Origin of the sequence: Planktomarina temperata RCA23 (genome assembly GCF_000738435.1) — a bacterium.
Classification (GTDB): domain Bacteria; phylum Pseudomonadota; class Alphaproteobacteria; order Rhodobacterales; family Rhodobacteraceae; genus Planktomarina; species Planktomarina temperata.
Genome location: NZ_CP003984.1, coordinates 525,598 through 541,054, shown reverse-complemented (window position 1 = coordinate 541,054; position 15,457 = coordinate 525,598). Strand labels below are relative to the sequence as shown.

General features: G+C 56.6%; 15 protein-coding genes. 5 read left to right on the top strand and 10 right to left on the bottom strand.

What is annotated here, in order from left to right:
- The first annotated feature begins 22 nt into the window (after positions 1-22).
- Positions 23-3,694, top strand: a complete 3,672-nt coding sequence (cobN, locus tag RCA23_RS02575; protein ID WP_044048918.1) for a cobaltochelatase subunit CobN — start codon at positions 23-25, stop codon at positions 3,692-3,694.
- Here cobN and RCA23_RS02570 read toward each other — a convergent pair.
- The 10 genes from RCA23_RS02570 to rsfS all read right to left on the bottom strand — a co-directional run bounded on the left by RCA23_RS02570 (position 3,656) and on the right by rsfS (position 12,211).
- The gene (locus RCA23_RS02570; RefSeq protein WP_169701443.1) at positions 3,656-4,603 is read right to left on the bottom strand and encodes an ornithine cyclodeaminase family protein; all 948 of its coding nucleotides are present in this window, start codon (positions 4,601-4,603) and stop codon (positions 3,656-3,658) included. The two genes, cobN and RCA23_RS02570, sit on opposite strands and share 39 nt — an antisense overlap.
- An 8-nt stretch (positions 4,604-4,611) precedes the next feature.
- A complete protein-coding gene (locus RCA23_RS02565) occupies positions 4,612-5,232 on the bottom strand; it encodes an HAD family hydrolase (protein ID WP_044048917.1) in 621 nt (206 codons plus the stop codon).
- Between the two features lie 25 nt (positions 5,233-5,257).
- Complete coding sequence (locus RCA23_RS02560) at positions 5,258-6,211, bottom strand: DMT family transporter (RefSeq protein ID WP_044048916.1); 954 nt, start codon at positions 6,209-6,211, stop codon at positions 5,258-5,260.
- A gap of 88 nt (positions 6,212-6,299) precedes the next feature.
- Positions 6,300-6,734, bottom strand: a complete 435-nt coding sequence (locus RCA23_RS02555) for a YaiI/YqxD family protein (RefSeq protein WP_044048915.1) — start codon at positions 6,732-6,734, stop codon at positions 6,300-6,302.
- Positions 6,731-8,155, bottom strand: coding sequence for a Si-specific NAD(P)(+) transhydrogenase (gene sthA / locus RCA23_RS02550; RefSeq protein ID WP_044048914.1), 1,425 nt, complete (start codon positions 8,153-8,155; stop codon positions 6,731-6,733). Before sthA ends, RCA23_RS02555 begins: the two co-directional genes overlap by 4 nt.
- Positions 8,156-8,158: 3 nt before the next feature.
- Positions 8,159-8,992: an S-formylglutathione hydrolase gene (gene fghA, locus RCA23_RS02545; RefSeq protein WP_044048913.1), complete on the bottom strand. Its 834-nt coding sequence runs from the start codon at positions 8,990-8,992 to the stop codon at positions 8,159-8,161.
- 101 nt (positions 8,993-9,093) lie between these two features.
- The gene (locus tag RCA23_RS02540; RefSeq protein WP_044048912.1) at positions 9,094-10,029 is read right to left on the bottom strand and encodes an AEC family transporter; all 936 of its coding nucleotides are present in this window, start codon (positions 10,027-10,029) and stop codon (positions 9,094-9,096) included.
- Positions 10,030-10,143: 114 nt separating this feature from the next.
- A complete protein-coding gene (locus RCA23_RS02535) occupies positions 10,144-11,256 on the bottom strand; it encodes an S-(hydroxymethyl)glutathione dehydrogenase/class III alcohol dehydrogenase (protein WP_044048911.1) in 1,113 nt (370 codons plus the stop codon).
- 71 nt (positions 11,257-11,327) lie between these two features.
- Positions 11,328-11,798: a 23S rRNA (pseudouridine(1915)-N(3))-methyltransferase RlmH gene (gene rlmH, locus RCA23_RS02530; protein ID WP_044048910.1), complete on the bottom strand. Its 471-nt coding sequence runs from the start codon at positions 11,796-11,798 to the stop codon at positions 11,328-11,330.
- Positions 11,798-12,211 (bottom strand): ribosome silencing factor, encoded by a 414-nt coding sequence (rsfS, locus tag RCA23_RS02525; protein WP_052376986.1) that lies wholly within the window; start codon positions 12,209-12,211, stop codon positions 11,798-11,800. Before rsfS ends, rlmH begins: the two co-directional genes overlap by 1 nt.
- Before the next feature lie 238 nt (positions 12,212-12,449).
- Between rsfS and RCA23_RS02520 the strand changes: the two genes are divergently transcribed.
- From RCA23_RS02520 to leuD, 4 genes are all read left to right on the top strand, one after another.
- Positions 12,450-12,983, top strand: coding sequence for a hypothetical protein (locus tag RCA23_RS02520; RefSeq protein ID WP_044048909.1), 534 nt, complete (start codon positions 12,450-12,452; stop codon positions 12,981-12,983).
- On the top strand, positions 12,983-13,207 hold the full coding sequence (locus RCA23_RS02515; protein WP_044048908.1) for a helix-turn-helix domain-containing protein: 225 nt from the start codon (positions 12,983-12,985) through the stop codon (positions 13,205-13,207). The genes RCA23_RS02520 and RCA23_RS02515 overlap by 1 nt, the downstream gene beginning before the upstream one ends.
- 213 nt (positions 13,208-13,420) lie before the next feature.
- Positions 13,421-14,824, top strand: coding sequence for a 3-isopropylmalate dehydratase large subunit (gene leuC, locus RCA23_RS02510; RefSeq protein WP_044048907.1), 1,404 nt, complete (start codon positions 13,421-13,423; stop codon positions 14,822-14,824).
- On the top strand, positions 14,824-15,429 hold the full coding sequence (gene leuD / locus RCA23_RS02505; protein ID WP_044048906.1) for a 3-isopropylmalate dehydratase small subunit: 606 nt from the start codon (positions 14,824-14,826) through the stop codon (positions 15,427-15,429). Before leuC ends, leuD begins: the two co-directional genes overlap by 1 nt.
- The last annotated feature ends 28 nt before the right edge of the window (positions 15,430-15,457 follow it).

Genomic DNA, 15,457 nt, shown 5'->3' with positions numbered 1-15,457 from the left:
TTGAGCAAGACGGAACCGCATAATGCATCTTTTGGCCGCCACCCCCGGATCTGTAGATGAAGGTCAAGAGCCCGTTGACCTTGGTCAAAGCCCCGCGGATGTCGTGTTCATCTCTGCGGCCGATACGGAGCTGGCCGCCCTATCATCGGCCCGCGCGGACATGACAGATCCCCCAGGGTTGCGCCTGGCCAGCATGATGCACTTGCAACATCCGATGTCGGTTGATTTGCATATTGACGCCTGCGCCTCACGGGCAAAATTGGTGGTGGCCCGGGTGCTTGGCGGGGCGAGTTATTGGAAATATGGCTTCGAACAATATGCCGCGCGACTGGCCGATGCGGGCGTGGCCTTTGCCGCCCTTCCCGGAGATGACAAACCTGACCCTGATCTGCGCTTGTTTTCGACTGTCTCCGATGAAGACTATGACGCGCTTTGGGCCTATTTGGTGGAAGGCGGGCCGAAAAACGCGGTCAACTTCCTTGGCTATTGCCAGCATATGATTGCGCAAACCCCCATGCCACAGGCGGCCGAACCACTGCTGCGCGCCGGGGTCTATTGGCCGGGGGCTGGCATTTCGGATCTATCTGCCGCGCGCGTCCATTGGACAAAGGATGCACCCGTTGTTCCCGTGATTTTCTATCGCGCCTTGGTGCAGGGGGCTGGGCTCAACCCAATCAACCGGATGGTCAAAGCCTTGCTGCAGGCCGGGCTGAACCCCTTGCCGATCTTCGTCGCTTCCCTCAAAGATCCGATTTCTGTGGCCACTTTGGATCAACTCTTCCAAGCGGCCCCACCCGAGGTGATCTTGAACTGCACCTCATTTGCCGTTGGTAACCCGCATGGGGACAGCAGCCCCAATAACCCGCTCACCGCCGCCTCAGCCCGCCAAGCGCCTGTGCTGCAAGTCGTGCTGGCAGCCAGCACTGAGGCCAGTTGGGAGGAAGGCGCCAACGGCCTCTCTGCCCGTGACATCGCGATGAATGTGGCTCTGCCTGAGGTGGATGGCCGCATTCTGTCGCGCGCAATCAGCTTTAAGGGCGAGGCCTTTTTCGATGAGGCCACCGAATGCCCGATTGCGACCTATAAAGCCCGCGGAGATCGCGTCACCTTTGTCGCAGCCCTCGCGGCCAATTGGGCCCAGCTGCGCAGATGCGCACCGGCGCAACGCCAAGTCGCGCTGATTCTCGCCAATTACCCCAATAAAGATGGCCGCCTGGCCAATGGGGTGGGGCTCGATACCCCCGCCTCCGTGGTTCATACACTCGCCCTTTTGCAAGAGGCTGGGTATGGCGTGGGCAATGCGCCCGAGACAAGCGCCGAATTGATGGCGCAAATCATGGCCGGTCCAACCAATTGGCTGACCGATCGGGCCACGCGCACAGGTGGCGTGCTCTTGCCAATCGCCGATTACATGGATCACTATCAGACCCTGCCTTATGAGCTGCGCGCGCGGCTTGAAGAGCGTTGGGGCGCAGCTGAAAATGATCCGTTTTTCGACCCAAAGGAGGGCGGATTTAAGCTTTCAATTTTGCGTTTCGGAAAGATCACCTTGGGCCTGCAGCCGGCGCGCGGTTACAATATTGATCCGGTGGAAACCTATCATTCCCCCGATCTTATCCCGCCGCACAACTATTTGGCCTTCTATTTCTGGATCAGGCATCACCAAAAAGCCCAAGCGATTGTGCATATGGGCAAACATGGCAATCTTGAATGGCTGCCGGGCAAGGCTTTGGCTCTAAGTGCCAGCTGCCTGCCCGAGGCAATTTTGGGACCCATGCCGCATATCTACCCTTTCATCGTCAACGATCCCGGCGAAGGCACCCAGGCCAAGCGGCGCGCGCAGGCGGTGATCATCGATCACCTCACCCCACCCCTGACCCGCGCGGAAACCTATGGCCCGCTGCGAGACCTCGAAGCTTTGGTGGATGAATACTATGAAGCTGCCGGAATAGATCCGCGGCGCATTGAACACCTCAGACGCGAGATTCTCACCCTCACCGCCACCAGCGGCTTGGACAAAGATATCGGTTTTGAGGGTCATGAAGCCGGAGATCTGGCCAAACTCGATGCCTATCTCTGCGAGCTGAAAGAGGCGCAAATTCGCGACGGGTTGCATATTTTTGGCCAAACCCCCGAAGGGGTGCAGCTGCGTGATCTGACCATCGCCCTGGCGCGCATTCCCCGCGGCTCTGGGCTGGGCGCGGATGCCTCCTTGCTGCGGGCCATGGCAGGCGACCTTGCTTTGGGTTTCGACCCGTTGGATTGTGATCTCGCCGCAGCTTGGCAGGGCGACAAGCTTGGCCCTCTGTCTGATATCAGCGCGGACATTTGGCGCACCACCGGCGATACGGTTGAGCGGCTGGAGCTCTTGGCGCAGGCGCTCATGGACGGCACGCGCGACGCGCCCGGCACCCAATCGGCGCAGGTTATGGATCATATCCGCCAGACGATCTCTCCCACCGTGGCGGCTTGCGGTCCGATGGAGGCGCAGGGATTGCTCACGGCGCTGGATGGGAAATTCGTCCCCCCCGCCCCCTCAGGCGCGCCAACACGCGGGCGGCTCGATGTGTTGCCCACAGGGCGAAATTTCTACTCCGTGGACAGCCGTGCCGTGCCCACGCCCACGGCCTGGGCCTTGGGATGGAAATCGGCCAATCTGCTGATTGACAAACACCTACAAGACCATGGCGATTGGCCACGCGCCCTGTTGCTCACGGCTTGGGGCACGGCCAATATGCGCACGGGCGGTGATGATATTGCGCAATGTCTGGCCCTTATGGGTGTCAAACCGAAATGGGACAGCGCCAATCGGAGGGTCACCGGCTTTGAGGTGATCCCGGCCAGCACCCTCGGACGGCCAAGGGTCGATGTCACATTGCGCATTTCTGGATTTTTCCGCGATGCCTTTCCCGGTTTGATAGATCTTGTGGACAGCGCCGCGCGGGCGGTTTTGGCCCTTGATGAATCTGAGGAGGTCAATCCGGCCAAAGCCAATGGGGCTGGCGCCAGGGTCTATGGCTCAAAACCCGGTGCCTACGGCGCGGGACTACAGGCATTGATTGATGAGCGCATTTGGGACAGCCAAGCGGACTTTGGCGAGGCCTATTTACAATGGGGAAGCTATGCCTATGGCAAAGGCCGCCAAGGCGCGCGCGACCGCAGCGGTTTCGAAACGCGGCTAGGTCAGGTGGAGGCGATTGTGCAAAACCAAGACAATCGCGAGCATGATCTGCTCGACAGCGATGATTACTACCAATTCGAAGGCGGGGCGGCCGCTGCGGTGCAAAGCCTGCAAGGGCAAGCCCGACCGATTTACCACAATGACCACTCTCGCCCGGAACGGCCCCTCATCCGCAGCTTAGACGATGAGATGGCGCGCGTGATCCGGTCGCGCGTTCTCAATCCCAAATGGATCGATGGGGTGAAGCGCCACGGCTATAAAGGCGCCTTTGAGATTGCCGCAACCGTCGACTACATGTTTGCCTTCGCCGCAACCACCGGTGCTGTCAAATCCCACCATTTTGACGCCGTTGAAGCGGCCTTTTTAGAGGATGACGACACCCGAGACTTCATCGCTGAGGCCAATGCGCCCGCCCTGCGTGAGATTGCCCAGCGCCTTCAAGAGGCGATTGATCGTGACCTGTGGCAGCCCCGGTCAAACTCGGCCCGCGCGCGCATTGCCGGGCTTGTCTAGCGCGGCGGCTCCGGCCGGCGCGGGCCATTGGTCCAAAACATAGCGCGCGGTCATCAGGTCTAAATGCGCGCCACCGCCGTTTTTGAATACGGTGATGTCATCCGGACCGGCCTCAAAGGCCTCCAGATCATAGTAATCTGCCCGCAGATGACTGCGGTCAATTGCGCCGCTCTCTAAGGGAATTTTCAGCTCGCCAATATGCCCCAATGTGGTGTCATAGCTGTCAACGAAGAGCTTAGATTTTTGCAAAGCCGCATCATCCGCTTCACGCATATCCGGCCTATAAGCACCAATCATATTAAGATGTTGCCCCGGACGCAGCCAGTCCCCCTGAATGATCGGAGCCGTGGTCATGGTGCAGGTTAAGATAATATCGGCAGCTGCAACGGCGCTTTGCAGATCGCGCACCACCTGCGCACCTGTCTCTTGCGCAAAAACCTCCGCCGCCTTGGGGCTCCGGTTCCAGATGCTGAACCGGGCTTCAGGAAATCCGGCGCCAAAGGCCTCCACCAAAGAGCGCCCAACCGTGCCGGCACCGACAATCAATATCTCCCGCGCCCCCGCCGGGGCCAGCGCCAGCGCCGCCATCAAACTGTCGCCGGCGGTTTTCCATTTGGTGATCAGGTGAAAATCAATCACCGCCGCAAGCGCCCCTGTGGCATCATCAAACAACATCACACCGCCGCCGATCATCGGCTGGCCGCTCTTGGGGTTGTTCGGGAAAACCGTGGCGGTTTTGGTCAAAAGACCCATCCCATCAATCCAAGCGGAGCGGCTCAAGAGCGTGTCGGATCCGCGATATAAAAACAGATCCTCAATTTCTGCCTTTGGTGCCTGATGCCCCCTCTTCAAAGCGGCGACCAAATCCAGCCAGTCCAGACGCTCTTGGCCGGCGTCAAACGGAATCATCGCGGGGGTCACTGGGCCTGCTCCGGCGCCAACAGCCCAGCGGCCACCAAACAGTCCGCCCAACCCTGAGGCGTGATAAAGTGATGGGTTTGCCAACCGCGGCTCGCCGCCATGGCGATATTGTCCGCGCGATCATCAGCAAAGAGCAACCGCTCGGGCGGCACGCCGCAATCTTGCTCCAACATCTGATAAATCATCGGATCGGGTTTGATGACCCGCATACGGCCCGAGACATATTCACGATCAAATTCGGTCAAAAAATCATAGTGGCTTTGCGCATAGGCAAAGCTCTCCACTCCGAAATTGGTCAGAGTAAAAACCGGCACGCCCGCAATTTTCAGCGCCCGCAGCAAACGCACAGAATGATCAATCGGCGGTGCTGCCAGCTCTATCCAATTGTCGTACCAATCGCGGATTTCCGCGCGCCAAGCGGGGTAGGCTTCTGCCGTGGCATAGATCACATCTTTGAACCCTTCGCCCAAATCAATGCGATCGTTCATTGCATGCAGATCTACATCGGCAAACATCGCTTTGCGGCGTTCAGGGCCGATGGTGCGGTCAAAATAGCGCTCCGGATGCCATTCCAGCAGCACATTTCCAATATCAAAAACAACGGCCTCTACGGTCATAAGATCTCCTCACTTTGCACAAGTGCTAACGTGGAGAATTGGGCGGCGCAACCCTTGGGCGGGCATTCACCCGCTCGCGCCAGACTGTGACCAAGCCCGAGATCAAGACAAGGCTCATCCCGGCCCATTCATAAGAATCCGGCCATTCCGCAAAGAGCAGATAGCCAAATGCCGTGGCATAGATTAGGCCTGTATATTCAAAAGGCGCCACAAGCGCCGCCTCTGCCACCCGATAGGCTTGGCTAATCGCCGCGCCGCCAACGGTGACCCCGACGCCGATAAATACCATGATGGATAAATCCGCCCAACTGGGCCATTGCCACGCGCGCAGCAAAAATTCGACCGAAGGATGCCCACCACCTGCAAAACCACCCTGCCCAAGGGTCAAGCCGATCACCGTGGTCACGGCCAAAAACACCAGCGGGACATAGAAAGTCAGTGAAATCAAAGTCTCGGTCTGACCGATTTTGCGGGTTAAAATATGAAAGGCCGCATAGCACAGCGCCGCCAGGGCGGGCAGTATCGTTGTCAGGGTAAAGGCTTCCGTGCCCGGCCGCACGATGAGCAAGACGCCGATGAGCCCCACCACAACCGCCAACCAGCGCCATTTACCCACGGTCTCCCCAAGGAAAATAACCGAAAAAATCGTGATTAGAAACGGGGCAATAAAAAAGATCGCCACGACAATCGCCAGGGGCAAATCCGCCAGCGCCATATAGAAAAACAGATTGGCCGCCACCACAAAAAGTGCTCGGATCAGATGCAGCCCAAGCTTTTGAGTGCGCAGCGCGCCGTAGCCGCCGGTTAAGGGAACAATGACGATCATCAACAGCAAGACGCCCGTCAAAGAGCGGGTGAACACGATTTGATGCAATGCATAACCGTCGGATAGAAATTTGATCAACATATCATTGACCGAAAATGTCAAAGAAGCGAGAAGCGCCCAAAGCGCACCGATTGGCGTTTTTGTCTGTCCCATGCCTCACCGCTACGCCGGGTTTGGTTACAGGTCTGATCCAAATACGACCCGGCCGATGACGCGAAAGGCCTGTCGAAATCCAAAGCGCTCAGCGCCGCAAGGCCTGGTCCAACGCATTGAGAAACCGCGAGCGATCAGATTTTGCAAATCCTTTCCCGCCTCCCTGGCGAAAAGGATCAGCGGCGCGTAGATCATACATGAGGTCGCGCGTGGCCAGTGCGTTGCCAATATTGGCCTGGGTCAATGGCTCACCATTGGGCTTGAGCACCTGCGCTCCGGCCTCAACAACTTTGGCGGCCAAGGGAATATCTGTGGTGATCACAACATCACCGGGCCCTGCCCGCTCTGCGATCCACATATCAGCCACATCTGGCCCGGCATCCACAACCACCAATTCAACAAGCGGGTTGGCAGAGGGGCGAATACCACCATTGCAAACAAGCTTCACAGAGACCTTGTGACGCGTGGCCACCTGCTCCACCTCAGCCTTGACCGGGCAGGCATCCGCATCCACATAAATCACAAGCTCTGCCCTTTGCTGACTTTCAACTCTTCAGGAATGGGCATCCGGTTAAACGCGTCCAGCCCAGCGATTTTGTAAGCCTCCGCCAATGTCGGATAATTGAAGGTATTTTGCACAAAGTAATCAACCGTGCCCTTCAGGTTCAGCACCGCTTGCGCGATATGGATCAGCTCGGTTGCCCCTTCGCCAACGATTTGCACCCCCAAAACCCGGCGGGTTTTGAGCGAAAACAGCATCTTTAACATCCCATGCTCCAGCCCCATGATATGCCCGCGCGAGGTTTCACGAAACCGCGCAATGCCGACTTCATAGGGAATGCCGCGCGATTGAGTCTCCTCTTCGCTCATGCCGCAAGTCGAGATTTCCGGCACGGAATAGATCCCATAAGGAAACCATGGGCTTTCCGGCAGGCTTGGGGTGTCCAGCGCATGACAGGCCGCCACGCGTCCCTGCTGCAAGCTGGTTGAGGCCAGCGACGGGTGCCCAATCACGTCCCCCACCGCATAGATATGCGGCACATCTGTTTGATAGCTCTTACGATCCACATTCAACCGTCCGCGGTGATCGGTCTTGAGCCCAGCGGCGTCCAGCCCCAAGCGCTGCGTCGCCCCCATGCGTCCGGCTGCAAAGAGCAGCATTTCTGCGCGCACATGACGGCCATTTTCAAGCGCAACTTCCACATGGCTGTCGCAATCTTCGATCTTAACCACCGCCGAGCCCAGCCTCAGATCAACACCGTTTTCGCGGATCTCATGCGTAAATTCCTGGATCAACGTCTTATCAATAAAGTCCAGGAAAGTTTCCCGAGGCTCAATCAAAGTCACTTTCACATCGAGAGCAGAAAACATCGTGGCGTACTCCACACCGATCACCCCGGCACCGATCACAATCAAAGATCGCGGAATTTGCGCCATTTCCAAGAACTCATCGCTGTCCAGAATGGTGGTGCCATTGAATGGCACGTTGTCAGGCCGATAGGTATAGGTGCCGGTGGCAATCAGAAAATGCGCACCGGCAACCGTGGTCACTTCGCCATTTTCGGCGGTGACCTCCACCTCATTCGGGCTGATGAACCGGGCCAAACCGCTCATGGTTTCCACATGATTGCGGTTGAATTGATGCTCCAGCACATCCACCTCATAATCGAGTGTCTTGTGCAGGCGCATCTTGAGATCATCGGCGCCAATCTCATCTTTCACGCGATACGACCGGCCATAAAAACTCCTCTCCCGCCATCCCGAGAGGTTGAGCACGGTCTCACGCAGAGTTTTGGAGGGGATTGTGCCCGTGTGGACCGAAACGCCACCAAAGCGATCCTTGCGATCGATCACCAAAACCCGCCGCTTGAGCTTGCCCGCCTGTATCGCCGCCGCGCGCCCTCCGGGGCCCGAGCCAATAATCACCAAATCATATTGCGTCATAGCTCACTCCGCATAGAGGGCTTCGGCATGGAAAGCGATGTGATCTTCCATAAAACTCGAAACGAAAAAATAGGAATGATCATAGCCCTTTTGCATCCGCAGATGCCCGTCTTGGCGCCGCTTGGCTATGGCAAAGGCCAGGGTTTCGGGTTTGAGGAGATCCAAAAATTGATCTTGCGTGCCTGTGTCGATCAGCACCGGCCCATCAAAGCCAACCTCTTGCATTTGATGGCTGGCGTCATGCGGCTTCCAGAGGCTTTGATCATCCCCCAGATAGCTGGTGAACTGCTTTTGCCCCCAATCTGACCCCATTGGATTGCAAATGGGAGAAAAGGCCGAAACGCTGCGGTATTGCCCCGGCCGGCCCATGGCGAGGGTCAAGGCCCCATGCCCGCCCATGGAATGGCCTGTGATGGATTGGCGTTCCAAATCAACGGCAAATGCGCGCCCGAGCAGCGCCGGAAGCTCTTCGGCAATGTAATCCCACATGCGAAAATGCCTGTCCCATGGCGGCTGTATGGCGTTGACATAAAACCCAGCGCCTTGCCCCAGGTCATAGGCCGCATCATCGACAACATCGGCGCCGCGCGGGGATGTGTCTGGAAAAACCAAGGCAATCCCCTCTTGCGCCGCCCAAGCCTGCGCACCCGCTTTGGTCATGGCATTTTCATGGGTGCAGGTCAGTCCTGACAGATACCACAGCACAGGCACCGGGCCGAGCTTGGCCTCTTCGGGCAAAAACAAACCGAAGGTCATCTCGCCCCCACAGGCCTCCGACGCATGGGCATAAACCCCCTGCGCTCCACCGAAACACGCGTTCTCAGATTTGATTTCCATGGAAAACCCCTTTGCAAATGTCACTTGGTGAAAACTCAATTCGCTCCGGTTTGCAAGGGCCAAGCCCCCAGATCACACCGTAGCACAGCCAAAAGGGGCGATTAGCTGTACAGGGCGCTGACCCATGCGATGATCAAAGACACCGTAACCACAGAGGCGACGGTCGAGAGGAAAATTGACGCCGAGACCCGCTGCGGCGCCACCTCATAATGCGTCGCCAAAATAAAGATATTGCCCGCCACAGGCAAAGCCGTCGCCGCAATCAAAACCGCAGCGGGATAGGCGGCAACCGGAAAGATAAAAAGCGCGGCAATCGCCACAGCCGCCGGATGTAAGATCAACTTACAAAAGGCCAGCCAACTGGCCACAGAGAGCCGCTCAGCCGATTTGCTGGCCAAAGAGGCGCCGATGGCAAAAAGCGCACCGGGCGTTGCGGCCGCGCCCAAAATGTCGAAGAATTCTGTCGCGGGGGCGGGCAGGACGACCCCCGATGAGGAACAGAGCAAACCCACAATCATCGCCATGATCATCGGATTTTTGATCAACCCAAGTCCGACCGTGCGCAGCACCCCAAAGCTCATGCGCCCATCGCGCGAGCCGACAATTAAGATCACAATCAAACTGCCAAACACCAGTTGATCAATGGCCAGCACCAACATGACCCACAGCACAGCCTCCGGTCCCATCAGCATGGCCAACATCGGAATGCCCAAAAAACCCACATTGCCAATCGTGGCACATTGCGCCTCCACCGCCGCCTCAGCCACATTGCGTCGTCGCAGCATCGCAACCCCCGTGGCCAGCAAATAGATCAGCAGTGAGGCGGATAGATAGGCAGATATAAAGGGAATATTGATCAAATCCGCAAAGGATAGATTGGCAGAAAACCGGATAATCATCGCCGGCAAAGCAAAATAAAACACGAATTTCGTCAGATAGGCCGTAGCCACTTCAGGAAAGAACGCCATCCGCGCCGCGCCATAGCCAAGACCCACAATGGCGAAAAAGGGCAATGTTTTGAGAAGAACGTCAATCATCGAGGGATACACTTCATGCGAAAAGGGCGCATAGCGCGCGCCCTCACATTAGCTCTAATTTCACCGGGCGAAAGCCCGAAAAGCGCATATCCTGGCGCGCGGCGAGCTCTGGCGTTAAAATTCAACCACTGCGCGGATGGATTTGCCCGCATGCATCAGATCAAAGCCTTTGTTGATATCCTCCAAAGGCATGGTGTGGGTAATCATGGGGTCAATCTCAATTTTGCCGTCCATGTACCAATCGACAATCTTTGGCACATCCGTGCGCCCACGGGCGCCGCCAAAAGCCGTGCCGCGCCAAACGCGGCCCGTAACCAGCTGGAACGGACGGGTGCTGATTTCAGCTCCAGCAGGCGCCACCCCAATAATCACGCTTTCCCCCCACCCCTTATGGGCCGATTCCAAAGCGCTGCGCATCACATCAACATTGCCTGTTGCATCAAATGTGTAATCCGCCCCGCCGCCGGTCAGCGCGACCAAATGGGCGACCAAATCACCGCTCACCTCGGCCGGATTGACAAAATCAGTCATCCCAAAGCGGCGGGCCATCTCAATCTTGCCGGGATTTAGATCCACACCAACAATCTGATCGGCCCCAGCCAATCGCAAACCTTGGATCACATTCAAGCCAATACCGCCCAAACCAAAGACAATCGCCGTACTGCCAATCTCGACCTTGGCCGTATTGATCACCGCGCCAATGCCCGTGGTCACACCGCAGCCGATATAGCAAATCTTGTCAAAGGGCGCATCGGGGCGCACTTTGGCCAAAGCAATCTCTGGCAAAACCGTGTGATTGGCGAAGGTGGAACAGCCCATGTAGTGCAAAATTGGCGTACCATCGAGCATGGAAAACCGACTGGTGCCATCTGGCATCAGGCCTTGCCCCTGGGTGCTGCGGATGGCTTGGCACAGGTTGGTTTTTGGATTGAGGCAATAGTCACAGCTGCGGCACTCTGGCGTGTAAAGCGGAATGACATGATCGCCGGGCTTCAAGCTGGTCACACCCGGGCCGCATTCCACCACGACCCCTGCGCCCTCATGGCCCAAAATCGCAGGGAACAACCCCTCGGGATCAGCGCCAGAAAGGGTGAACTCATCCGTGTGGCAAATACCGGTGGCTTTGATTTCCACCAAAACCTCGCCGGCCTTTGGGCCCTCGAGATTGACCTCCATGATTTCAAGTGGTTTGCCGGCTTCCATGGCCACCGCAGCGCGTGTTCGCATCCTGTAACTCCTCGTATTTTCTTTGACACTAGGGCAGTCGAGCACCGTCTGACAACCACTTTTACACCTGTTTATACCCGGTGATAGGGGCCGCCTGCGAGGATGGAGGCCGCGCGGTAGAGCTGTTCGGTCAGCATAACGCGCACCAGCATATGCGGCCAAACCATCGCCCCAAAACTCAGCGCAAAATCTGCGCGTTGCAGAACTGCGGGGTCCAGACCATCTGCACCCCCGATGACAAAGACCAACTCGCTGGGTGCGGTATCGCGAATTTGGGCAAGATGCGCCGCAAAATCTGGAGAGCTCTGCAGCTTGCCCCGCTCATCCAATGCAATCACCGTCGCGCTTGGCCCAAGGGCCTTGAGCAACAAAGCCGCTTCCGCCGCCTTGCCACCACCTTTTTTATCTTCCAATTCGGTCAGCTCAACAGGTCCAAGCCCCAACGGGCGACCGCTGCGGTTGAACCGAGAGATGTAATCTTCAATGAGATCTTTTTCAGGCCCGTTGCGCAGGCGTCCAATGGCGAGAATACGCAGGCGCATTAAGCCTCAGTCGGGCTTGGCGCTCCAGGCTCGAGCCACATTTGGTCCAACTGATAAAATTCGCGCACTTCCGGGCGGAACACATGCACAATCACATCGCCCGTATCCACAAGCACCCAATCGCCCGTGCCCTTGCCTTCGACCTTTGACAGAATACCAAGATCATCTTTCAAGCGGCTCTTCAACTTTTCGGAGATGGCCGCAACTTGGCGCGTAGAGCGCCCTGAACAGATCACCATATGATCGCCAATCTCAGAGATGCCCCGCAAATCTATTTGCACGACATCTTCGGCTTTATCATCGTCTAGGGATTTTAACACGGCGGCCAAGATAGCATCGCTCGTAACACTCGATTGGCCTTTGGCCAATTTGCGCGCGGATCCTTCCGCGTCAGACGTCAAAGACAGGACCATGTCCTCCAAAAAAATCGCCGCAACATCCCGGCGCCGGGTGGTTCACCCTTAGCAGCCTCATTTAGATTCCTCAATCACCTGCTTTGATCGGCCGTAAAACTGTGGCCATCCGGCCCCAAAACGGAAAAATACCGCATTTCGTGCCGTTGATGTCGCCTCAATATTGACAAATTAGAAAATTAATTATTAATAAACGATAATTAATTTCCTTCACAAGGCATTTCTCAGGAGTCTCATCATGTCTCGCAAAATTAGAATTATATCTTCGGGGTATATTCTCTTCTCAACCCTCTTGGCAGTGTTCTTGGTTGCGCATTATGGGCATTTTCATTGGGTTCATAACTGGCGCGATCCAGCCGCACTCGCCCAGCTCTTGCAGTTTTCAGATCCCCCGATCGAAATCCCGCGCAGCTCACGGATCTTTATTGCCATTCTGGACATGCTTCCTCTCGTGCCTAGCCTATGTGCACTCTATTTTGGAGCGCGCGTGATGGCCGATTTTCGATCCGGGCGCTATTTCACTGTCACTGTAACCCGCTCAATGTCCCGCGGCGGGTTGAGCCTTATTGCCCTCGCATCATTGAAGTTTCTTTCCCTCAACATCATGATCCCCTATGTTTTTCGCTACGATCCTATGGCTGACGTGCCCATCCGGTTTATGTTTGAACCCACCGACGCCGGTTTCCTTCTAGCTGGGGTGATGATCTGGATCATCGGATGGGTTCTGACCCAGGCGCTTGTGCTCAAGGCCGAACATGAGAGTATTGTGTGATGGCGATTATCATTCGGTTAGATGTCATGTTGGCACTGCGCAAAATGCGCTCAAAAGATCTCGCCGCTGAAATTGGCTTAACAGAGGCCAATCTCAGCCTGCTTAAATCTGGCAAAGCCAAAGGGGTGCGATTCGACACTTTGGGGAAAATTTGCCGCGCATTGGACTGCCAGCCTGGCGATTTGCTGGAATTCGCAGAAGCGCCCACTTCGGCAGGGAAATAGGCGTAAACCTGCAACATCTGGAGGCTTGTGCCGGGCCTTGGGCCGGGGTATTCAGCGGCATGAGCATGAGTATGGTCTTTGATATCGCCGATAGAGCGCGCCTGCCTTGGCGCTTCTTTGGTGTGGCAAAATCCAACCTACGGCCGCGTCTTCACGGCTAATCCCCTCTGTAAGACACGACACATTCGACGAACAACAAAAGGAACGCCTCACATGGCCCCTAAAACACTCTATGATAAAATCTGGGACGCGCATGTCGCCCATGAAGCCGAAGATGGCACCTGCCTGCTCTATATCGACCGCCATTTGGTCCACGAAGTGACCAGCCCCCAAGCCTTTGAAGGCTTGCGGATGAATGGCCGGACGGTGCGCGCGCCAGAAAAAACCATCGCTGTGCCCGATCACAACGTGCCCACAACCCTGGACCGTCTGAAGGGCATTGAAAACGAAGAAAGCCGCATCCAAGTGGAAGCTCTGGACACCAACGCGCGCGAATTCGGGCTTGTCTATTACCCGGTGGATGACGTGCGCCAGGGTATTGTGCACATCATCGGCCCTGAGCAGGGTTGGACCCTGCCCGGCATGACAATTGTCTGCGGCGACAGCCACACTGCCACCCATGGCGCCTTTGGCGCGCTGGCCCATGGCATTGGCACCTCTGAGGTGGAGCATGTTCTGGCCACGCAAACTTTGATCCAGAAAAAATCAAAAAACATGAAGGTCGAAATTACCGGCAAATTGAGCCCGGGCGTGACGGCGAAAGACATCACCTTGGCAGTGATCGGTGAGACCGGCACGGCCGGTGGCACAGGCTATGTGATTGAGTATTGCGGCGAGGCCATTCGCAGCCTCTCTATGGAAGGGCGCATGACTGTGTGCAACATGGCCATCGAAGGCGGCGCACGCGCAGGTCTCATCGCGCCGGATGAGACCACATTCGAATATTGCAAAGGCCGCCCCAATGCGCCCAGCGGCGACACATGGGAGGCCGCGCTGGCCTATTGGAAAACGCTCTACACCGACGATGATGCGCATTTCGACAAGGTCTTAACCTTGAAGGGTGAGGATATCGCCCCTGTGGTCACTTGGGGCACCAGCCCAGAGGATGTCTTGCCGATCACCGCAAGCGTGCCTTCGGCGCAGGATTTCTCTGGCGGCAAAGTCGAGGCGGCCCAGCGCAGCCTAGACTATATGGGCCTCACAGCGGGCACACCCCTGTGTGACATTGAGATTGATACAGTCTTCATCGGCTCTTGCACCAACGGGCGGATCGAGGATCTGCGCGCGGCGGCGAAAATTTTGAAGGGTCGTAAGATCAAAGAGGGTATGCGCGCGATGATCGTGCCAGGCTCGGGTTTGGTGCGTGCGCAGGCCGAAGAAGAAGGGCTGGCGGACATCTTCAAGGAGGCCGGCTTCGAATGGCGCCTGGCGGGATGCTCAATGTGTCTGGCGATGAACCCCGACCAATTGCAACCGGGCGAACGCTGCGCGGCCACGTCAAACCGCAACTTTGAAGGCCGCCAAGGCCGCGGCGGGCGTACGCATTTGATGAGCCCTGCCATGGCTGCCGCTGCGGCCCTTACCGGAAAACTGACTGATGTGCGGGAGATGCTCTAATGGAAAAATTCGAAAAACTCACCGCCATTGCGGCCCCCATGCCGTTGATCAATATCGACACCGATATGATCATTCCAAAGCAGTTTTTGAAAACCATCAAACGCTCCGGGCTTGGCGTCAGCGCCTTTCATGAGATGCGCTATAATCTCGATGGCAGCGACAACCCCGATTTCGTGCTCAACAAAGACGCCTATAGAGGCGCCAATATTTTGGTTGCCGGTGACAATTTCGGTTGTGGCTCCTCACGCGAACATGCGCCTTGGGCTTTGCTCGATTTTGGCATCCGCTGCGTGATCTCAACCAGCTTTGCGGATATCTTCTACAACAACTGCTTCAAGAATGGTATTTTGCCTGTGGTTGTCACTGAAGACCAGCTGCAACTTCTGATGAAAGATGCCGAAAAAGGCAGCAATGCGCGCATGGTGGTTGATCTGGAAAACCAGCAGATTGAGACCTCTGATGGCGAGGTCATCGCCTTCGATTTGGATCAACACCGCAAGCATTGCTTGATTAATGGACTCGACGACATCGGCCTATCGATGGAAAAAATTGCTTCTGTCGACGCCTTTGAAGCGCAAATGGCGCAGAGCGCTCCTTGGGTCTGATCGCTTTGGCCAGCCAAAGATCGGCTGG